This window comes from Streptomyces sp. NPDC001153, from assembly GCF_053598315.1.
Map to the genome: position 1 here is coordinate 168,330 of NZ_JBSFJZ010000012.1, position 20,469 is coordinate 188,798.

Annotated in this window: 16 protein-coding genes and 1 pseudogene; 4 read left to right on the top strand and 13 right to left on the bottom strand. The window is 71.4% G+C overall.

Features of this window, described 5'->3' with window-relative positions:
- Positions 1-11: 11 nt before the first annotated feature.
- From smc to ACWDEN_RS16230, 3 genes are all read right to left on the bottom strand, one after another.
- The gene (gene smc / locus ACWDEN_RS16220) at positions 12-3,626 is read right to left on the bottom strand and encodes a chromosome segregation protein SMC (RefSeq protein ID WP_450859477.1); all 3,615 of its coding nucleotides are present in this window, start codon (positions 3,624-3,626) and stop codon (positions 12-14) included.
- A gap of 245 nt (positions 3,627-3,871) precedes the next feature.
- A complete protein-coding gene (locus ACWDEN_RS16225) occupies positions 3,872-4,075 on the bottom strand; it encodes a hypothetical protein (protein WP_014675251.1) in 204 nt (67 codons plus the stop codon).
- 382 nt (positions 4,076-4,457) lie between these two features.
- Positions 4,458-4,739 carry an acylphosphatase gene (locus ACWDEN_RS16230; RefSeq protein WP_351604594.1) on the bottom strand — a complete coding sequence of 94 codons (282 nt, stop codon included), beginning with the start codon at positions 4,737-4,739 and terminating at the stop codon, positions 4,458-4,460.
- Positions 4,740-4,920: 181 nt separating this feature from the next.
- On the opposite strand from ACWDEN_RS16230, the gene ACWDEN_RS16235 reads away from it, so the two are divergent.
- Positions 4,921-6,288, top strand: coding sequence for a CAP domain-containing protein (locus ACWDEN_RS16235; RefSeq protein ID WP_450859498.1), 1,368 nt, complete (start codon positions 4,921-4,923; stop codon positions 6,286-6,288).
- Between the two features lie 241 nt (positions 6,289-6,529).
- Here ACWDEN_RS16235 and ACWDEN_RS16240 read toward each other — a convergent pair whose 3' ends face one another.
- Together ACWDEN_RS16240 and ACWDEN_RS16245 are read right to left on the bottom strand one after the other, a co-directional pair.
- Positions 6,530-6,937, bottom strand: coding sequence for an SseB family protein (locus tag ACWDEN_RS16240; protein WP_351604590.1), 408 nt, complete (start codon positions 6,935-6,937; stop codon positions 6,530-6,532).
- A 249-nt stretch (positions 6,938-7,186) separates the two neighbouring features.
- Positions 7,187-7,771: a flavodoxin family protein gene (locus tag ACWDEN_RS16245; protein WP_450859478.1), complete on the bottom strand. Its 585-nt coding sequence runs from the start codon at positions 7,769-7,771 to the stop codon at positions 7,187-7,189.
- 105 nt (positions 7,772-7,876) lie between these two features.
- On the opposite strand from ACWDEN_RS16245, the gene ACWDEN_RS16250 reads away from it, so the two are divergent.
- Positions 7,877-8,284 (top strand): winged helix-turn-helix transcriptional regulator, encoded by a 408-nt coding sequence (locus tag ACWDEN_RS16250; protein WP_351604586.1) that lies wholly within the window; start codon positions 7,877-7,879, stop codon positions 8,282-8,284.
- Here the strand turns inward: ACWDEN_RS16250 and mutM are convergent.
- The 8 genes from mutM to ACWDEN_RS16290 form a co-directional block, all read right to left on the bottom strand.
- A complete protein-coding gene (mutM, locus tag ACWDEN_RS16255) occupies positions 8,257-9,117 on the bottom strand; it encodes a bifunctional DNA-formamidopyrimidine glycosylase/DNA-(apurinic or apyrimidinic site) lyase (RefSeq protein ID WP_351604584.1) in 861 nt (286 codons plus the stop codon). The two genes, ACWDEN_RS16250 and mutM, sit on opposite strands and share 28 nt — an antisense overlap.
- A gap of 83 nt (positions 9,118-9,200) precedes the next feature.
- Positions 9,201-10,109, bottom strand: coding sequence for a ribonuclease III (rnc, locus tag ACWDEN_RS16260; protein ID WP_450859479.1), 909 nt, complete (start codon positions 10,107-10,109; stop codon positions 9,201-9,203).
- An 8-nt stretch (positions 10,110-10,117) separates the two neighbouring features.
- A complete protein-coding gene (rpmF, locus tag ACWDEN_RS16265; protein WP_003951102.1) occupies positions 10,118-10,291 on the bottom strand; it encodes a 50S ribosomal protein L32 in 174 nt (57 codons plus the stop codon).
- A gap of 2 nt (positions 10,292-10,293) precedes the next feature.
- Positions 10,294-10,947, bottom strand: a complete 654-nt coding sequence (locus tag ACWDEN_RS16270; RefSeq protein ID WP_351604580.1) for a YceD family protein — start codon at positions 10,945-10,947, stop codon at positions 10,294-10,296.
- A 128-nt stretch (positions 10,948-11,075) separates the two neighbouring features.
- Positions 11,076-12,155: an ATP synthase F0 subunit B gene (locus tag ACWDEN_RS16275; RefSeq protein WP_450859480.1), complete on the bottom strand. Its 1,080-nt coding sequence runs from the start codon at positions 12,153-12,155 to the stop codon at positions 11,076-11,078.
- Positions 12,156-12,221: 66 nt separating this feature from the next.
- Positions 12,222-12,701 carry a pantetheine-phosphate adenylyltransferase gene (coaD, locus tag ACWDEN_RS16280; RefSeq protein ID WP_055704332.1) on the bottom strand — a complete coding sequence of 160 codons (480 nt, stop codon included), beginning with the start codon at positions 12,699-12,701 and terminating at the stop codon, positions 12,222-12,224.
- A 26-nt stretch (positions 12,702-12,727) separates the two neighbouring features.
- Entirely contained in the window at positions 12,728-13,315 is a 588-nt protein-coding gene (rsmD, locus tag ACWDEN_RS16285) for a 16S rRNA (guanine(966)-N(2))-methyltransferase RsmD (RefSeq protein WP_450859481.1), read from the bottom strand.
- Between the two features lie 124 nt (positions 13,316-13,439).
- Entirely contained in the window at positions 13,440-16,469 is a 3,030-nt protein-coding gene (locus ACWDEN_RS16290; protein ID WP_450859482.1) for a helicase-related protein, read from the bottom strand.
- Between the two features lie 154 nt (positions 16,470-16,623).
- Here ACWDEN_RS16290 and ACWDEN_RS16295 point away from each other — a divergent pair, with 154 nt between their 5' ends.
- A complete protein-coding gene (locus tag ACWDEN_RS16295; protein WP_450859483.1) occupies positions 16,624-18,471 on the top strand; it encodes an HSP90 family protein in 1,848 nt (615 codons plus the stop codon).
- A pseudogene (locus tag ACWDEN_RS16300) lies at positions 18,468-20,469 on the top strand (hypothetical protein); the annotation flags it as partial. The gene ACWDEN_RS16295 and the pseudogene ACWDEN_RS16300, both read left to right, overlap by 4 nt.

Consider the following 20,469-nt stretch of genomic DNA (forward strand, 5'->3'; position numbering starts at 1 on the left):
ATGGGCTGCGCTCAGCGAAGGCGCTGGGAGATGACCTTCGAGACGCCGTCGCCCTGCATCGACACGCCGTAGAGCGCGTCGGCGACCTCCATCGTGCGCTTCTGGTGCGTGATCACGATCAGCTGCGAGGCCTCCTGCAGCTCCTGCATGATCCGGATCAGCCGCTGGAGGTTGGTGTCGTCCAGCGCCGCCTCGACCTCGTCCATGACGTAGAAGGGGCTCGGGCGTGCCTTGAAGATCGACACCAGCAGGGCCACGGCCGTCAGCGAGCGCTCGCCGCCCGACAGCAGGGAGAGCCGCTTGACCTTCTTGCCCGGCGGGCGCGCCTCGACGTCCACGCCCGTGGTGAGCATGTTGTCCGGATCGGTCAGCACCAGACGGCCCTCACCGCCGGGGAACAGCCGGCTGAACACGCCCTCGAACTCGCGCGCGGTGTCCCGGTAGGCCTCGGTGAAGACCTGCTCGACGCGCTCGTCGACCTCCTTCACCACCTGCAGCAGGTCGGCGCGGGTCTTCTTCAGGTCCTCCAGCTGCTCGCTGAGGAACTTGTGCCGCTCCTCCAGCGCCGCGAACTCCTCCAGCGCCAGCGGGTTGACCTTGCCCAGCTGCTGGTAGGCGCGCTCGGCGGCCTTGAGCCGCCGCTCCTGTTCGGCGCGGTGGAAGGGCCTGGGCTGGTTGCGCGGATGCCCGGGGTCCTCGGGCAGCACCTCACCCTCGGCGGGGAGCGAGGGCGGCACGGGCTGGTGCGGGCCGTACTCGGCCACCAGCCCCTCCGGCTCGACACCCAGCTCCTCCAGCGCCTTGGTCTCCAGCTGCTCTATCCGCAGCCGCTTCTCGGCGCCGAGTACCTCGCCGCGGTGCACCGAATCCGTCAACTTGTCCAGTTCGGCCTTCAGTTCACGCCCCGCGGTGCGCGCGGCGGTCAGCTCCTGCTCGCGCTGTGCCTTGGCGGCCTCGGCGGCGGTGCGTTCCTGTTCCGCGCGGGCGAGGGACACCTCGATGTGCGCGAGCAGCTGCCGGGCGCCGGAGGCGACGGCCTCCGCCACGGCCGCCTCGTGCCGCAGCCGGGCGCGGCGCTGCTCGGCACGCGCGCGTGCCTCGCGTTCCGCGCGGGCGGCCCGGTCGAGCGAGTCGGCCCGCCCGGCCAGCCCCTTGACCCGCTCCTCGTGGGTACGGACCTGGAGCCGGGCCTCCATCTCGGTCTGCCGGGCGTTGGCGCCGTCGGCGGCGAGCCGGTCGCGTACGGAGGTGTCCGGCTCCTCCTCGACCGGCATCTCCTCGGCGACCGCCAGCCTCTCGGCCAGTTCCTCGGCATCCTGTACGGCCTTCTCCAGCGCCTCCTGCGCGCGTGCGGCGGCCGCGGCCGACCGTTCGGCCTCGCCCGCCGCCCCCCGCGCCTGCCCGGCGAGCCGGCCGAGCTGCTGGGCGACGGCCGACTTCTCCCGGTCTGCCGCCCGGCGCCGCTCCGCGAGTTCTTCCACGAGGGTGGCGGCCTCGGCACGCCGTTCGGCTGCCGCCCGCTGCTCCTCGGCCAGCGCCTCGCAGCGCACGGCCAGGTCGGCGAGTTCGGCGGCGGCCTCGTCCACGGAGGCCTGTACCTCCAACAGGCTGGGGGCGCCGGCCGAGCCGCCGTGGGCGAAGTGGGCGCCGAGGAGGTCGCCCTCGGCGGTGACGGCGGTGAGTTCCGGGTGCGCGTAGACCAGGTCCTCGGCGTCCTCCAGGGTGCCGACGACGACGATTCCCCGCAGGAGGCGGTGCACGGCGGGCATGAGGTCGGCCGGGCCGCGGACGAGGCCGGCTGCGGGGAGGGGGGCGCCGGGCCGTGGGGTGTCCGCGGGTTCGTCGTGGCCGGGCGCGCCCGCGCTGCGGAGCCGCGCGCCGTCTCGCCCCTCGCTTCCTGGGGGCGCGTCCCCTGCCAGCAACAGCGCCGCTCGGCCACCGTCCTGTTTGCGCAGCAGGCGGATCGCCTCGGCTGCCGCTGCCGGAGTCGACACGGCGATCGCGTCCGCCGCCGCGCCGAAGGCCGCGGCGAGCGGCACCTCGTAGCCGGGGGTGACCGTCAGCAGTTCCGCGGCCGGGCCCAGGACTCCGGTGAGGCGGTCGCGGGCGCCGAGGAGTATGCCGGTGCCGTCCTTGCGGCGCAGGCCCAGCGCCAGTGCCTCATGGCGGGCCTGGGTCGCGGCGCGGGTGCGCTCGGCGGTGGTGAGGGCCTCGCGGGCCGCGCTCAGAGTGGCTTCGGCCTCGGTGAGCCGGCGCTTGGCGGCCTCGTGCTGTTCGGCCAGGTCCGCGTCGTCCGCGTCGAGGCCGTCCACCTCGGCCTTCAGGGCCTCGTACTCCTCCTGGGCGCGCACCGCGCGGTCCTGTGCCTCGTCGCGGGCCGTGGCCAGGCGGTCGATCTCGGCCTGGGCCGAGGCCGCTCGGGAGCGGGCCGCGTTGACCTGGCCGGACAGCCGGGCCAAGCCCTCGCGGCGGTCGGCGATGGCGCGGGCGACGTCCTTCAGCCGGCGTTCCTCCACGGCCAGTTCCCGCTCCAGTTCGGCGCGGTGGGCGACCGTGTCGTCGAGGGCGCGCTGGGCCGCCTCCAGGGCCGCTTCCAGCTCGGCCTCCTGCTCACGGATCCGGGCGGCCTCTCGCTCCATGTCCTCGGGGTCGCGGCCGCGCCGCTCCTCGGGGGGCGCGGAGGTGGCGCTCTTGACCCGGGCGTCGGCGAGCGAGACGGTGCCCCGGACGCGTTCGGCCAGCTGGGAGAGCTCGTACCAGGTCTGCTGGGCGCGCTGGAGGCGCGGCGTGAGCTGCCGTACCTCGTCCTCCAGGAGCCCCTCGCGGTGCAGGGCCTTCCTCAGTTCCTGTTCGGCCGCCTCCTTGCGCTCCTTCAGGGCCGCCTCGTCCGCGATCTCGGCCTTGAGCGCCTCGCGCAGGCGTACGAGGTCGTCGGCCATGAGTCGCAGGCGTGCGTCGCGCAGGTCGGCCTGGATCACGGCGGCCCGTCTCGCCACCGCCGCCTGGCGGCCCAGTGGCTTCAGCTGGCGGCGCAGTTCGTCCGTCAGGTCCTGCACGCGCGCGAGGTTGGCCTGCATCGCGTCCAGTTTGCGCAGGGCCTTCTCCTTGCGCTTGCGGTGCTTGAGGACGCCGGCTGCCTCTTCGATGAAGGCGCGGCGGCCCATCGGATCGGCGTGCAGGACGGAGTCGAGCTGGCCCTGGCCGACGATGACGTGCATCTCCCGGCCGATGCCGGAGTCGGAGAGGAGTTCCTGGATGTCCAGGAGGCGGCAGGTATCGCCGTTGATCTGGTACTCGCTGCCGCCGTTGCGGAACATGATCCGCGTGATGGTGACCTCGGCATACTCGATGGGCAGCGCACCGTCGGAGTTGTCGATGGTCAGGGACACCTCGGCGCGGCCCAGCGGGGGGCGGCCGGTGGTGCCGGCGAAGATGACGTCCTCCATCTTGCCGCCGCGCAGCGACTTGGCGCCCTGTTCGCCCATGACCCAGCTGAGCGCGTCCACGACATTGGACTTGCCCGAGCCGTTCGGGCCGACGACACACGTGATGCCCGGCTCGAACCGGAGCGTGGTCGCCGAGGCGAACGACTTGAAGCCGCGGAGGGTCAGGGCCTTGAGGTGCACGCCGCTGGACTCTACCGGGCGCGGCTATCTCACTCCACGGACACTCGCAACCCCACGGTTTCGCCATTGAACATGCAGGGCACACCGTACGTTAAAGAGGGTGAAAGGATGCGTGGAGCAAAGAAAGAAGGGACGCCGAAGCGTCCCTTGCAACTCTGACGGCCGGGTTGCGGTCGTCCGAATCAACTGAGCGGTTGATATGGCAGCCCAATCGCTGCGACTGCTGTCGTGGAGCGATGCAGGGATCAGGTGAGCGCAGGCTCCGCCTGGTGTGCGTCGATGCTCTCCATGATCCTGTCCTGAGAGGCGGCAGCCGTCAGCGCTTCGTTCTCCGCCTGGATCCTTACGAGCTCGGACTCCAGGTCCTGGACACGCTGCTGCAGCCGTCGCATCTCGGCGAGGAGTCGAGGGTCGGAGCCGCCGACGTAACCGAGAAGCGCCTTTGCCATGATGGATGGTCCTCCACAATGAGTGACCGACCGATGCGGTGTGGGTCGTGAGGGATCGCACCCGCGGTGCTTGGCACATCCGAGTGTTGCTCTAGTGTTGCTCCATGCCAAACAGCTAAGGTGCGCGGGGCTTTCAGCGTCTCACCAAAAAGTTTGACGGTCAACACGATCACGCCCCGTATTGGCGGGCAAACCGGGGCGCGCGGCCGGAAAAAGCGGCGGCGCAGCGAGTCATCCGGGACCCTCGGGGCGTGACGATCAGCTGTTCTTGCGGAGCCTGCCACGCCCGGCCGTTCTTGGCAACCACCAGGTCGTTTCTGCTGTGCGCATGTGCCTCCGGCAGCTCCCCGTGCGCCGGCCTGCGCGCCTTTACAGAATTGGCTCAGCGGATGGCGAAGCCGTCGTAGCCGCCGCGGGGTGTGTCCCAGATCTCGGTGACTCCCACCACGTGTCCGGGCGTGTCGTCGCCCTGGAGCCAGTCCAGCAGCCCCTCGCAGCCCTCGCGCGACCCCTCAGCGACGACCTGGACGCGACCGTCGGCCAAATTGAGAGCAAAACCACTCAGGCCCCCGATCTCCAGCGCCTTGGCACGCGTGAACCAGCGGAAACCCACACCCTGCACGCGTCCGCGCACCCAGGCGACCAGTCGTACATCCTCGCTCATAGCCGCAACCTAACCAGCCGATGTCGCGCGGGACACATCGCCCGCCGACGGCATGGGGTACCGTCCCGACCCAATGCATCTCATATGAAACTCACTCGATCGGGTGAGTCGGGTTGGCCATGGCAAGTCACTCGCCGCGCAGGCACCGGCCGCCCGCGAGGACGAGGAAGAGGGCAAGGACATGGGCCGCCACCGACGCTCCGCCGCCGGCCGCGCCGCCAAGGGCCGCGCCACGGGGGTCATACGCACGCAGCGCTCCGACAACGGCAGCGGCACCCCGCAGGACTCGTTCGCGGGTGAGGCCTGGCAGGACTCGTACACCGGTGGCACCTGGCAGGACTCGTACACCGGTGGCCTCCGGCAGGACTCGTACACCGCCGTCCTCCGGCAGGCCCCTTACCCGAGCGGCGGGCGGCAGGACTCGTACCCGGATGAGGTCCGGCAGGGGCCGTACCCGGGTGGTGGCCGGCGGGACTCGTACCCGGGTGAGATCGTCCGCCGCGAGCGGACGGAGCTCCTCCGGCGTGAACAGGCGCCCCGGGGCATCGCGCCGTATCTGAACCCGGAGGCCTACACCCCGGCGACCGGTCTGCAGCCCCTGGCCTACGCCGACGCGACCGCCAAGGCGCACGCCTATCTGTTCTCCGCGGAGGACGACGGCCCGGACGGCCCGGGGGGCGGTGGCCTCGCCCTGGCCGGCGCCCCCTCCGCAGGCCACCGGCGCCGGAAGAAGGGCGCGAGGCCGGTGCGCTCGGGACTGCTGGGGGTGTCCGTGGCCGTGGCCCTCGGTACGGCCGCGGTGGCCACCGGCGTGGTGCCGGGTCTGCAGAACTACCGGCTCGGCGGCGCCACGCACACCACCGGCGCCGACCGGGTGCAGGTCGTGGACACGCCGAGCAACACGGCCGCCGAGCAGGGCGGCGCCTCGGGCAGCGCCGACAGCCCCGTGGGCGGCGCCGGCTCGGACTCCGGGCCTTCGCAGTCCCCGAGCCCGTCCGCCTCCACGTCGCAGCCGGCCTCGGCACCGGCCTCCCCCACGCCCGCGCCGTCGACGACGGCGACCGCGACGCCGACCGCGCGGGCGACGCCGGCCGGCACGCCGACGAGCACCCCGTCCAGCACGGCGTCCAAGGCGCCGAAGTCGAGTGCCGCACCGGTGGCGGTGGCCACGACGAGCGCCGCCGAGGCGGAGGTACTGAAGCTCGTCAACGAGGAGCGGGCGAAGGTCGGCTGCAGCGCGCTGACCGTGAACTCCTCGCTGACCAGGCTGGCCGAGTCGTTCAGCGACGACATGGCGGCGCGGAACTTCTTCGACCACACCGACCCGGACGGCAAGACGCCGTGGGACCGGGCCGCGGCGGCGGGGATCACCGGCCTCGGCGGCGAGAACATCGCGCGCGGCCAGGCCGACGCGGCGGCCGTGATGCGGGCATGGATGGACAGCCCCGGCCACCGCGCCAACATCCTGAACTGCGACTTCAAGACCCTCGGTATCGGCGTCCACTTCGGCCCGGGCGGGCCTTGGTGGACACAGGACTTCGGGTACTGAGAATCCCGCAGGTCATACGCGGTCTTCCGAGGAAGCTAGTGGGAGCCCTTGGTCCGTTCTTTCGCACCCCGCATCTTGCCCCGTGCTTCGAGAGCGGCGCCTTTTGCTGCGAGGGTTTCTTTGTGCACCGCGTGGGCCGCCTTCCGCACGGCCTTTCCGACGACCTGTTCGGCCTTTGCCTTGGCCCGTTCTCCGGCACTCATCTCGGTACCTCCGCGGAGTCTCACTGGTTGCGTGACGGTCACACGAGGCAGCGGCCGAGCAGCCACCGCGCGTTGTGCGCGGACAGTGTCAGCTCGTCTTCGTCCCCGGCGTCGATCACCAGCACCACCTCATCGCTCGGCCAGCGAGAGGCCAGGTCCCGCAGGGTGACCGGCCTGTAGCAGGGCACCTGGGGAAAGGCCCTGAGCAGCCGTTCCTCCGAGGTGAAGACCATGACCGCGGGGGCGTCGTCGACGCTTTCGATCACCGGCAGCACAAGCCGCACAAGTTCACTGCGGTCACGCGTGTATCGGATCCCGCCGATCGCAGGAATCAGCACGTCACAGCCGGCCAGCGCTTCCAGCGCCCGTGGGTCCACCGCGGTGGACAGGTCTTGCAGAGCCTTCCGCGCCACCAACTCGAAGACCTCTGCCGGGATCTCAGTCATAGCGCCGCACCCTTTTTGCACAGAACCGCCCCCGGGATGACGGTCGTATACCCGCGATCGGCCCGATCATGCGGTGAGTCCGCGCACGAGCGTCGCAGGTCGCAGCGTTGATCGACTACACGGCCGTAGGTCGGAGACCCGGCCCTTCACTTCTTCGGTACTGAACCGGAGAGGTCTTCTCCGCTGCTGCGGCTGTCCCGGTGGGGCGGGGTCCGTGTGCCTCGGCTCGTTCCCCGCCCCGCGGCGCCGTCAGGCGGTGATCCGCCCCCGCGTGAACACCTGCGCCGTCTGAGCGATCCGGCGCCCGAGGTGCTCGGCCGTGGCTATGTCGGCCTTGTGGACACCCTCGGGGCCCTGGTCGTTGTTGCTCTGGGCGGCGGCGCCGGAGAAGAAGCCGAGGCGGTTGAGGTCGTTCTCGGAGGCGGTGCTGGCGTTCCAGCCCGGGTGCAGGCCGAGGTTGACCCAGGTCATGCCGTGCTGGGCGGCGAGCGTCTGGAAGAACTGCAGGGTGTGCAGCTTGTCGCCGCTCTTGGAGGCCGAGTTGGTGAAGCCGGCGGCCAGCTTGTCCTTCCAGTCCTGGCCGAACCAGCGCTTGGAGGTCGCCTCGGCGAAGACGTGGAAGGCACCGGAGGCGGTGCCCATGTAGGTGGGCGAGCCGAAGACGATCGCGTCGGAGCGGTCCAGCGTCTGCCACTGCTCGTCGGTGATCTCGTCGACCTTGATCAGGTGCACCTCGGCACCCTCGCCGACGGCACCGGCGCGGACGGCCTCGGCGAGGACGGCGGTGTGGCCGAAGCCGGAGTGGTAGGCGATGGAAACAACAGGGGTGGTCACAGGAACTCCTCGAATGGGCAGCTCGGAAGCAGTGACCCAAGGAAAGCACTAACCATCAGTTAGTGCAACCTAGTGGTTAGCGCTGTGTGGGCGTACCCTTGTGCCATGACAGCCGGTATCAGCGCCACCGCCCAGGACCACGACGACCTCGCCTACGACGTCTTCGCCAAGGCCTGCCCGTCGCGCGGCACGCTGGAGCACGTCACGGGCCGCTGGGGCGGACTGACGCTCGGCGCGCTGTACGAGGGCTCACTGCGTTTCAACGAGCTGCGCCGCCGCGTGGACGGCGTGAGCGAGAAGATGCTGTCCCAGACGCTGCACGCACTCGAGCGCGACGGCCTGGTGCACCGCGAGGCTCAGCCGACCAACCCGCCGCGCGTGGACTACCAGCTGACCCCCCTGGGCCGGCAGGTGGCCGAGCGGCTGCTGGCGCTCATCCACTGCGTGGAGGGCGCCATGGACGACGTCCTCGCGGCACGCGCGCGTTACGACGACACGCGCGGCACCCTCTGACACCTCGGGCAGAAGTAGCTGGAACGGTTCATCCAGGGACGGCGGCGGATCGGGGTGCCGCAGCGCCTGCAGGGCTCGCCCTCGCGGCCGTACGCGTCCAGGGACCGGTCGAAGTAGCCCGACTCGCCGTTGACGTTGACGTACAGGCTGTCGAAGCTGGTGCCGCCGACGGCGAGGGCCGCGTTCATCACGTCCCGGATGTGACCGAGGAGTTCGGTGGTGACCGGGCGGGTGAAGTTCGCCGTAGGGCGCTCGTAGTGGATGCGGGCGCGCCACAGCGCCTCGTCCGCGTAGATGTTGCCGACGCCGCTGATCAGCGACTGGTCCAGCAGGGCCCGCTTGATGGTGGTCCGCTTGCGGCGCAGCGCCAGATGGAACGCCTCGTCCTCGAACAGCTCGTCGAGGGGGTCGCGGGCGATGTGCGCGATGACGTCGGGCAGGCCGCCGGGGGTGTTGTCGTGCAACGACAGCCCGCCGAAGGTGCGTTGGTCCACGAAGCGGAGCTCGGTGCCGAGGGAGTCGGCGAACCGGATCCGGATGCGCAGGTGCTTCTCGTCGGGTGCCTCGTGCGGCTGCACCAGCAGTTGGCCGCTCATGCCGAGGTGGGCGAGCACGGACTGGTTCGTCTCCTCCAGCGGCAGCCACAGGTACTTGCCCCGGCGGCTGGGCGTGCCGATGTGGTGGCCCTTGAGCCGGTGCGCGAAGTCGTCGGCGCCCGCGATGTGCCGGCGCACGGCGCGCGGGTGCAGCACCTCGACCTCGGCGACGGTGCGGTGCGCGACCCAGCGCGCGAGACCGCGCCGTACGACCTCGACCTCGGGCAACTCGGGCATCGGGACCCCCGTACGAAGCGGTGGACGAGCGGAGCGCCCGCCCCGTCGGCAGCGGCGGGGCGGGCGCTCGGTACTGCTGTGGGTCAGGCGGGAGCGGACGACGGGTTGCCGTCCTTGGCGGCGGCTTCCCCGGCTGCCGGACCGCTGTCTTCGGCGACGGCCTCCTTGGCCGCCTTGACCGCCTCGGCGTCCGCGGCGGCCGCTTCCTTGGCCGCCTTGGCGCGCTCGTCCGCGGCGGCCTTGATGGCCCGCCAGGCGGATTCGGCGGCCTGCTGCTCCGCCTCCTTCTTGCTGCGGCCGGTGCCGGTGCCGTACGAGACGCCTCCGACGCGGGCGGCAGCAGTGAAGGTCTTCTCGTGGTCGGGGCCGGTCTCCGTGACGAGGTACTCGGGCACACCGAGCCCCTCGATCGCGGTGAGCTCCTGGAGACTGGTCTTCCAGTCCAGGCCGGCACCGAGGTTCGAGGACTTCTCGATCAGCGGGTCGAAGAGCCGGTGCACCAGCTCGGACGCCGAGTCGAGGCCCTGGTCGAGATAGACCGCACCGATCACCGCTTCGAGGGTGTCGGCGAGGATGGACGCCTTGTCCCGGCCGCCCGTGCCCTCTTCACCGCGGCCGAGCCGGATGAAGGAGCCCAGGTCGAGGCCACGGCCGACCTCCGCCAGCGCACGCGAGTTGACCACCGCGGCCCGCAGCTTGGCCAGCTGGCCCTCGGGCAGGTCGGGGTGGGTGCGGTACAGCGTGTCCGTGACGACGAGGCCGAGGACGGAGTCACCGAGGAACTCCAGCCGCTCGTTCGTCGGCAGACCGCCGTTCTCGTACGCGTAGGAACGGTGGGTCAGCGCGCGCACCAGAAGGGCGGACTCGACCTCGTAGCCGAGCCGCCCTTCCAGAAGCGTGTGGGACGAGGCCTGGTTGTCCGCCTTCTTCCGGGCGGATGCGTCCGCCTTGGCGTCTTCCGCCTTCTTGGGACTGGACACAGTGCCTCTCACCAGCCCGCTCAGACTTCGAGGACCTGGCGCTTGTTGTAGGTGCCGCAAGACGGGCACGCGATGTGCTGCTGCTTGGGCTCGTGGCAGCGCTCGCACGCAACCAGGGTGGGGACCGCAGCCTTCCACTGCGACCGGCGGTGGCGCGTGTTGCTGCGCGACATCTTCCGCTTCGGAACAGCCACGGCTACTTCTCCTGCTTCTCGTCGGCGCGTGCTGACTGAGGCGCGCCGCCGCTCATCTCGTCCTTCTCGCCGTCTTCGAGTGAACCGGCGAGTCCCTGCAAAGCCGCCCAACGGATGTCGACGGCGTCGTGGTGGTGGTCCGGGTCGTCCGCGAGCCGCGCTCCGCACTCGGAGCACAGGCCCGGGCAGTCTTCCTGGCACACCGGCTGCATCGGCAGTGCGAGCACCACCGCATCGCGCAGCAGAGGTTCGAGGTCGAACAGGCCGTCCTCGAGGAAGAACCTGTCCTCGTCGTCCTCGGCGTCGTCGCCCGGTTCCGCGATCACGCGGCCCCGGTCGTCGGCGTCAGGGTACGAGAACAGTTCCTGGAAGTCCGCTTCGAGCTCCAGCCCGACCGGCTCCAGACACCTTACGCACTCCCCCTCGGCCTGTGCACGGGCGGTGCCTGTGACGAGCACCCCTTCCATGACCGACTCGAGCCGGAGTTCGAGCTCCACCGGGGCGCCTTCCGGCACTCCGATGACTCCCTGGATGCCGAGGTCGGCGGGGGCGTCGATCGTGCGGGACAGGCGCTGCAGCGCGCCAGGACGCCGACCCAGCTCGTGCGTGTCGAACACGAGGGGGTTGCGGTGGTCGAGGCGGGCGTTGGAAGCCATTCCTGCTTTCGATCTTCGAGCTCGGAGGGCCGCCGCCCGTCGGTGTCGAGGGCAGCGGTGATCGCGGACGTACGCGCGACCGAAGAGCCAGGATACTGGACCTTTCGCTCAGGGCCCAATCCGGTGGGTCACTGCAGACCGCGCCCCTGCTCGTACGCCCGCAGCTGCTCCGCGCTGATCATGCTCGTGTCGAAGAGGCTGGTCTCGTCCAGGGCGTAGCCCTGCTGCTGGGCGGGCTGGCCGTGCTGGGCCTGCTGTGCCTCGTAGGCGGCCTGCTGGGGGTCGTAGGAGCCCTGGTAGGCCGCGTACGGGTCGGCCTGCTGGTAGCCGTACGGGTCCTGCTGGCCGTAGGCGGGCTGCTGCGGGAAGCCGCCGTAGGGGTCGGGCTGCTGCTCGTACGACGCGTACGCCGGCTGCGGGTCGTACGACGGCTGCTGCGACTGCTGCGGCGGCTGCTGCCGGTCCGGGCGCTCGGCCGCGGTGTCCTGCTCGGCGAGGGCCGCGAGGTCGGCGAGGTAGTCGGCGTCGCTGGAGTGCTGGAAGGTCGTGGTGTCGTCGGCGAGGGCGCCGAGGTCGTCCGTGGCGATCCGGCCGTGCAGCTTCTGCCGGCCGCGGCCGACGGCCTCCAGGGTCTTGGCGAGGACCGCCTCGAAGGCGCCCAGCTTGACGTCGACGTACTGGTCGGCGTTGTGGCGCAGGGTCTCCGGGTCGTGGCTGCGCTCGGGGGCGTCCGCGTCCTCGTAGCCGTTCTCGTCCAGGCCGGGGCCGGTGCCGAGCAGCTTCTCCCGGCCCCTGCCCACCGAGCCGAGGGTCTTGGTGAGGACGACCTCGAAGTTGGCGAGCTTGGAGTCGACGTAGTCGTCGGCCTCGGCGCGGACCTCCTCGGCCTCCTTGCGGGCCTCGGCGAGGATCCGGTCGGCCTCGGCCTGCGAACGGCGGGCGATCTCGGTGTCGGAGATCAGCGAGCCGCGCTCGGCGTGCGCGTTCGAGATGATCCGCTCGGCCTCCTGACGGGCCTGCTCGACCATCTGGTCACGGTCGCCGATCAGCTCCTGCGCCTGCGCGAGGGAGCCGGGCAGGGCCTGGCGCACCTCTTCCAGCATCGCGAGCAGCTCGGCGCGGTTGATCACGCAGGACGCCGACATGGGCATGGACCGGGCGCCGGAGACCGCGGAGACGATCTCGTCGAGCTTCTTCTGCACGTCCACCTGTGCTCGCCACTCTCTACAGCCGGGATGGAGACGGACGGGACGACTGTAGTCCCATCGGTCCCATCAGACCTTGCGCAGGCGCTTGTTCAGGGCCTCCAGCACCGGGGCGGGCACCAGGTGCGAGACGTCGCCGCCCCAGGCCGCGACCTCCTTGACCAGCGAGGAGGAGAGGAAACTGTAGGTGGGGTTGGTGGGCACGAACAGCGTTTCGACGCCGGTGAGGCCGATGTTCATCTGGGCCATCTGCAGCTCGTAGTCGAAGTCGCTGACGGCGCGCAGGCCCTTGACGATCGCGGGGATGTCGCGCTGCTTGCAGAAGTCGACGAGGAGGCCGTGGAAGGCCTCGACCCGGACGTTGGCGTAGTCGGCGGTGACCTCGCGGATCAGCTCGATCCGCTCCTCGATCTCGAACAGGCCCTTCTTAGACTTGTTGATCATCACCGCGACGTAGACCTCGTCGTACAGACGGGAGGCTCGGGCAATGATGTCGAGGTGTCCGTTGGTGATCGGGTCGAACGACCCGGGACAGACGGCGCGGCGCACTTGTGATCCCTCGCTCTCCGGTCCGGTCATCGTGCGTCTTCGCACGTAGAGGCGGCGCGACCGTACCAAAACGTTCCCTCGCCGTAGCGACGGGACCTGATCGCCTCGAAGCCGTCCGGCCACCGGAATTCGCCGCCTCTGGTGCTGCGCTCCACGGTGACGAGCGCTTGCTCAGCGAGCCAGCCTTCCGAGTGGAGTGTGAGCAGAATCTCGCGAAGATCGTGATCCGTGACAACGTACGGGGGGTCGAGGAAGACGAGGTCGTACGGCTCGGCGGGGGGTGCGGTTCTTATGACTTGTTCCGCTTTGCCCGCCCGGACTTCGGCGCCGGGGAGGCCGAGGTTCCGCACGTTGTCGCGCACGACCTTCGCCGCGCGGGCGTCGGCCTCGACGAGGAGCGTGTGGCTCGCGCCTCGGGAGAGGGCCTCCAGGCCTACGGCGCCTGAGCCGGCGTAGAGGTCGAGGACTCGTTCGCCGTCCATCGGGCCGCCCAGGAGGGACTGCCAGGTGGAGAAGAGACCTTCGCGGGCGCGATCCGATGTTGGCCGGGTTCCGGTGCCGGGCGGTACTGAGAGGCGCCGTCCGCCTGCCCTGCCGGCGATCACGCGGGTCATCTTCGGTCCTTGTTCGGGGGTGGTTACGGATTCAGTCTGGCAGGCGGTCCGTCGTGGTCGCTCGCGCCCACGCGGCGGAGCCGCTCGGCGGCACGGCCCCGCGCTCCTGTCGGGGCGCCGCACCTCAGCCCTTTTCCAGGTACTGCTCCCGTTCCTCGTCCAGCAAGGCGTCCAAGGCCGTACGGAGCCCCGGAAGCTGCTGCAGCTCGGGGTCCGCCGCCACCACCGTCGTCGCCTCCTGCCTCGCCTCCGCGATGACCTCCTCGTCCTCGATGACCGCGAGAACGCGCAAGGAGGAGCGCGCGCCGGACTGGGCCTGGCCGAGGACGTCGCCCTCGCGGCGCTGTTCGAGGTCGATGCGGGAGAGCTCGAAGCCGTCGAGGGTGGCGGCGACGGCGTTCAGGCGCTGGCGGGCCGCGCTGGCCTCGGGCATCTCGGTGACCAGCAGGCACAGTCCGGGGGCCGATCCCCGGCCGACGCGGCCGCGGAGCTGGTGGAGCTGGGAGACGCCGAAGCGGTCGGCGTCCATGATGACCATCACCGTGGCGTTGGGGACGTTCACTCCGACCTCGATGACCGTGGTGGCGACCAGGACGTCCGTCTCGCCGGCCGCGAAGCGGCGCATCACCGCGTCCTTGTCGTCGGGGTTCATACGGCCGTGAAGGACCTCCACCTTCAGCCCCTGGAGGGGGCCGCGGCTCAGCTGGTCGGCGACGTCCAGGACCGCGAGCGGCGGGCGTTTCTCCGCCTCGTCCTCGGGGGACTTCCTGGCTTTCTTCGGGTCGTCCTCCTCGTCGCCGATGCGGGGGCAGACGACGTACGCCTGGTGGCCGCCTCCGGCCTCCTCGCGGACCCGCTCCCAGGCGCGGGCGAGGAAGTGGGGCTTGTCGGCGGCCGGGACCACATGGCTGGCGATCGGGGAGCGGCCGGCGGGGAGCTGGTCGAGGACGGAGGTCTCCAGGTCGCCGAAGACCGTCATGGCGACCGTGCGCGGGATCGGGGTGGCCGTCATGACCAGCAGGTGCGGGGGCTGCTTGCCCTTGCCGCGCAGCGCGTCGCGCTGTTCGACGCCGAAGCGGTGCTGCTCGTCGACCACGACCAGGCCGAGGTCGTGGAACTGGACCTTGTCCTCGATCAGGGCGTGCGTGCCGATGACGATGCCGGCCTCGCCGGTGACCAGGTCGAGCAGGGCCTGGCGGCGGGCGGCGGCGCCCATGGAGCCGGTGAGCAGGACGACCTTGGTGGCGTGCTCCGCGCCGCCCAGCATGCCTCCCTCGGCCAGCTCGCCCATCATCTCGGTGACCGAGCGGTGGTGCTGCTGGGCGAGCACCTCGGTGGGCGCGAGCATGGCGGCCTGACCGCCCGCGTCGACCACGGCGAGCATGGCGCGCAGGGCCACCATCGTGTTGTGGGTCACCGTGAAGTTGTCGGTGACGTAGGCGTGGCTCGGGTGGGCAACACTGATGCATTGGACCGGCTTTCGCCCCACGTACTCGACCGCGCGGATTCCGCGTCGGAAAGTGTGGTACTCCGGCCGGGGTCGGACACGGGCGGCCTTACGGGGCAGACGGAATGGAGCGTATGCGTCGGGCAGCACCACTGACACGTCGAAGGCATCGCGCTTCGGCAGGACGCGCGCACGGCCGCCGAGCGAACGTACGAGCCAGGCGACGTCGTCAGCGAGCCTGCGAGAAGCGGAACAGAGCGAAACGCTCATGCCGTCGGCGTGAACAGTTCCATCGGTGTCCAGAAGCCCTTGCAGCAAGGCATGACGGTTCTTGATCGACGTGTTCTTGAAGTCGTCGGGAACGCATTTCCCATGGGACGTCTTGCCCCCGAGGAGAAGGCCGAACAGGTAGGGATCCATCGGCGGACCGGAGTCGCCTCCGAGGTCGACGGGGGCTGCTGCGGGGATGTACCACTTCGAGGATCCGTCTGCCTCGAACGTGTCCGAGCGAATGGCCCGGGTCGTCATGACCTCGGGTTTCTGACCTCGCTGCCACCCGCGGCCCGTGCCGACGATCCAGAGATGTTCGTCGTCGCACTCCACGGAACTTCCATCGGAAAGGACCAGACGCCAGACGTCGCGTTCTCCTTGCGGAAAGACACCGTCGATCAGGGCAACCTCCCCGTCCGGCACGATGACCTCGTCCCCCGCCTTCAAGTCGCCCATGCAACGGAAACCGGCGGGTGTGAGGACGAGCGAGTCCAGTGGCTGAGCCTTGCCCGATCCCACCTCCCCCTGGAGCAGGCGGTGCATCGGGTGTTCCGTGGCGAGGTCGTCGAAGATCTCCTTGGAGACCTTCTGCTGGCCGTCGGTGAGGGTGAAGGGCAGGCGGTCGTCGAAGGCCGCGAGGAGGCCGTCGGGGCTCGGCCTGCGGGGTACGGCCGGTAGCTGGGTGTCCGCGTAGCGGCGGCGGGCCAGGGCGACCTGGAGGACGAACGCCTCGTCCCACTTCAGGCGGGCGCGGGCGTCGGCGATGTCCGCCTTGGTGTGCGGGCGGTGGATCTTGAGCAGGGCCTCGGGGAGCGGGACCAGGCCACGGCCCTCGCGCAGGGACGACGGCAGGGGGTCCAGGGCCTCCTGGGCGGTGGGCAGCACCGTCTGGACCGCCTTGCCGATCTTCCAGGACTCCAGTTTGGCGGTGGCCGGGTAGATGGGGATCAGGGCGCCGGCCCAGCTCTCCACCGTCTCCTCGCTGTCGCCGCGCAGCAACTCGTAGGCCGGGTGGGCGAGTTGGAGGCGGCGGTTGAAGACCGAGACCTTTCCGGCGAACATCGCGCGCGTGCCCGGCAGCAGCTCCTTGTGGGGCTTGTGGACGCCGTTGCCGAAGAAGACCAGCTGGAGCCTGCCGCTGCCGTCGGTGATCGTGACCTCCAGGCGCTGGCCCTTGCCGCGGGGGGCCTTGGCGGAGGCGAAGCTGTGCAGGCGGGCGTCGGCGACCTGGGCGACCACCGTGACGTGCTCGTCCATGGGGAGTTCGGCGAGTCGGGTGAGCTGGCCGCGCTCCTCGTATCTGCGCGGGTAGTGGTGGAGGAGGTCGCCGACGGTGTGCAGGCCGAGGTGCTCGGCCATCACCTTCGCGGTGGCGGGGCCGAGCACCGACTTCAGTGGCTGCTTCAGTGGTTCTTGCAGTGCGGGCACGAGATCCATTGCACACCACGGCACTGACAATGCGGGGAAACCCCTGGTCGGCTGGACTGTTCCGGCTCTAGGATGGCGCGCTCCGGCCATCCCCCGCGGTCACCGCCCCGCCGGGACCGCCCGACCCCGCGCCGCACCCACTCCCCCCTCCGGCGCAGTGACGATGGATTCCCAGACCTCGAAGTCATCCCAGGCATCCCAGTCTCCTCATACACCTCACCCACCTCACATGTTCCAGGTCGACCTGCGCGGCCTGGTGGACCTGCTCTCCCATCACCTCTACTCGAGTCCCAAGGTCTACCTGCGCGAGCTGCTGCAGAACGCGGTGGACGCCGTCACCGCCCGGCGGGCCGCGGAGCCGGACGCACCGGCGCTGGTCCGGCTGTACCCGGCGGACGGCGGTCTGCGCGTGGAGGACAGCGGGATCGGGCTCACCGAGACGGACGTGCACGACCTGCTGGCCACCATCGGGCGCAGTTCCAAACGGGCCGAGGGCCTGCAGGAGGCCCGTTCGGACTTCCTCGGCCAGTTCGGCATCGGGCTGCTGGCCTGTTTCGTGGTCGCCGAGCGGATCCGGGTGGTCAGCCGCAGCGCCCGTACGCCCGGCGCGCCCCCGGTGGAGTGGACCGCGCGCGACGACGGCTCGTACACCGTGCGGACCCTGCCCGACTCCGCGCGGCCCGAGCCCGGTACGACCGTCCACCTGACCGCGCGGCCCGGGGCGGCCGAGTGGCTGGCCCCGGAGCGGGTGCTGACCCTCGCCCGCGACTTCGGCGCACTGCTGCCGTACGACGTCCGGGTGGGCGAGGAGCCGGTCACCGATCTGCCCGCGCCCTGGGACCGGCCGCATCCGAGCCCTGCGAGCAGAAGGGTGGCGCTGGCCCGGCACTGTCACGAGCTGTTCGGGTTCACCCCGCTGGACTCGATCGACCTGGACGTGCCGCTGGCCGGGATCCGCGGGGTGGCGTACGTGCTGCCGGCGGCCGTGAGCCCCGCCCAGCGGGCGACCCACCGGGTGCATCTGAAGGGCATGCTGCTGACCGAGCGGGCCGAACAGCTGCTGCCCGACTGGGCGTTCTTCGTCCGCTGCGTGCTGGACACCGACAGCCTGCGGCCGACGGCCTCGCGCGAGTCGCTGTACGAGGACGAGACGCTCGCGGCCGTCAGGGACGCCCTCGGTGAAAGGATCCGCTCCTGGCTCACGGGGCTCGCCGCCGGTGATCCGGAGCGGCTCGCGGCCTTCCTCGCCGTGCACCACCTGGGCGTGAAGTCCCTCGCCCGGCACGACCGCGAGATGCTGCGCACGATGCTGCCCTGGCTGCCGTTCGAGACGACCGACGGACAGCTGTCCCTGGAGGAGTTCGCCCAGCGGCACCCGGTCGTGCACTTCACGCGGACCGTCGAGGAGTACCGGCAGGTCGCGCCGATCGCCTCCGCGCAGGGCGTCGGCGTGGTCAACGGCGGCTACACGTACGACGGCGAGCTGGTCGAGGCGCTGCCGTCGGTGCGGCCGGGGACCGTGGTCGCCGAGCTGGACGCGGACACCGTGACCGCGCACCTGGACGCGGTCGACCCGGGCGAGGAACTGGCCCTGTCCGGCTTCCTGGCGGCCGCGCGGGCGAAGCTGGACCCGCTGGACTGTGACGTCGTCCTCCGGGCCTTCCACCCGCTGTCCGTGCCCGCGCTGCACCTGGACGACCGGTCCGCCCGGCACGAGCAGGCCCGCGCCGCGGCCGAGGAGCAGGCCGACGACCTGTGGGCGGGCATCCTCGGATCGCTGCGCGGCAGCGCACCACGCGCGCGTCTGGTGCTCAACCATCTCAACCCGCTGGTGCGGCGCATCGGTTCGCTGAAGGACCCGGAACTGATCGGCACCGCCACCGAGTCGCTGTACGGGCAGGCCCTGCTGATGGCGCAGCGTCCGCTCAGGCCGGCCGACTCGGCGCTGCTGAACCGGGCGTTCATCGGCCTGCTGGAGTGGGCGACCCACGGGGAGGGAGACGGGCGATGAGCGAGATCACGGACTTCGACGCGCTGCGCCGGGCGATGGCGGAGAACTCCGAGCAGCCGGAGGGTCCCGCCCGCAACGCGCGCGCCGAGCAGCTGCTGGCCGCGGCGGAGGGCCTCGGCATCCCGCTGGCCGTCATCGAGGCGCTCGGGCACCAGCTGAAGGTCTACAACTACAGCTCCGAGAAGGACAAGATGTTCGTCCCGTTCGCGCGGCTGCTCCGCATGTGGGACGAACGGCCCGAGGACTTCGACGCGTACGAGGCGCACTCGCTGCACTGGGTCTTCAAGTGGATGTCGGCGGGCATGCTGGACCAGCCGCACATCCCGCTCGCCTCGGTCGAGAAGTGGCTCGGCGAGATGGAGCACCGCTACCGGGTCGCCGGGTACTCCGAACGGGCCGTACGCGGCGCGGAGTTCAGCGTGGCCGCGCACATCGGGGACGTGGCGCGCGCGGAGCGGGCGTACGCGGCGTGGCTCGCCGCGGACCGCGACCGGATGGCCGACTGTCACGCCTGCGAGCTGCACGGGCAGGGCGTCTGGCAGGTTCAGCGCGGGCGGGACGAGGAGGCGCTCCGGCTGTGGCGGCCGGTGCTGGAGGGCGAGTTCGCATGCGCGCACGAACCGCACACCGTGCTGGCGTCCTCGCTGGATCCGCTGCTGCGGCTGGGGCGTGTGGACGAGGCGCGCGCGAACCATCTGCGGGGCCTGCGCCTCGTCCGCCCGATGGAGTCGATGCGCGCCGCGTACGCCGACCACGTGGAGTTCTGCGCGCTGACCGGGAACGAAGCGCGCGCTCTGGAGCTGCTCGCCGAACGGCCCGCCTACTTCACGGACACCGGCCATCCGCGCAGCCGGCTGGACTTCATGGCGGTGGTGACGCTGCTGATGGACCGGCTGACCGAACTGGGCCTCGGCGGACAGCGGGTGCCGGGGCCGGCCGGCCGGACCTGGACGGCGAGCGAACTCGCCGCCCACACGCGCGTGGAGACGCGGGAACTGGCCGAGCGGTTCGACCGGCGCAACGGCACGTCGTACGTCGGCGACCGGGCACGCGCGCGTATGGCCCAGCGGCCGCTGGTGGAGCGCCTGCCGCTGGGCGTGCGCACGGTGCGCCCCGCGCCGGCCCCGGTGGCCGCGCCCCCGCCGGAGGGGCCCGGCGAGCCCGACCTGGCGACCCTGCTCGCCGAGGCACGGCGGCTGTCGGACACCCTCCAGCCGCACGCGCTCGAGGCCTGGGCGGCGGTCGCACGGGCCGCGCACGGCAGGGAGCTGGAGCCGCGCGACCGCGCGGAGCTCACCGACCACGAGGCGATGGCCCTCGGCCCCGCGGGCATCGAGCTGTTCGAGCGGGCAGCGGCCCTGTACGCGGCGGCGGGCGACCTCGGCGAGGCCCTGGCGGCACGCGCGCGTGGAGCGTACGTCCGCGCCCTGACGGGCGAGGTGGACACGGCACTGGCGACGGTCACCGGCCTGTACGACGAGGCGCTCGCCCTGTACGCCGAGGAGGCCACCGGCGTACGGCAGACGGCGTCGGTGCTGATGAGCCGGGCCCGGATCCTGATGCGATACGCGCACGAGGGGACCCCGGTACTGGAGGACGCGGACGGTCCCGCCCCTCAGACCGCGGTCCAGGCCGCCCCGCACCGCACGGCACCGGCCCCGGACGAGCCGGGCCGCGCAATCCCGGCCGCGCCGGACCCGGCCGGCCCGGTCCCCCGAGCCACGGTCCAGGACGGTCCGCTCCGCGAGGCCCCGTCCTCGGACGAGCCGGGCCACGCAATCCCGGCCCCGGCCGCGCCGGACCCGGCCGGCCCCGCTGCCGAAGCCCCGGTACCGGACGCCCCGGCCCCCGGCGCGTCGCCCTCGGACGAGCCGGAGCGCGAGGGCCTGCTGCCGGACGGGCCGGCCACCGGCGGGGCGGTATCCCCTCGGCCGAAGCCCGACGACGCCGCACCCGGCGAGCCCGTCACCGACGAGCCGGCCACCTCCCGGCCGGGCC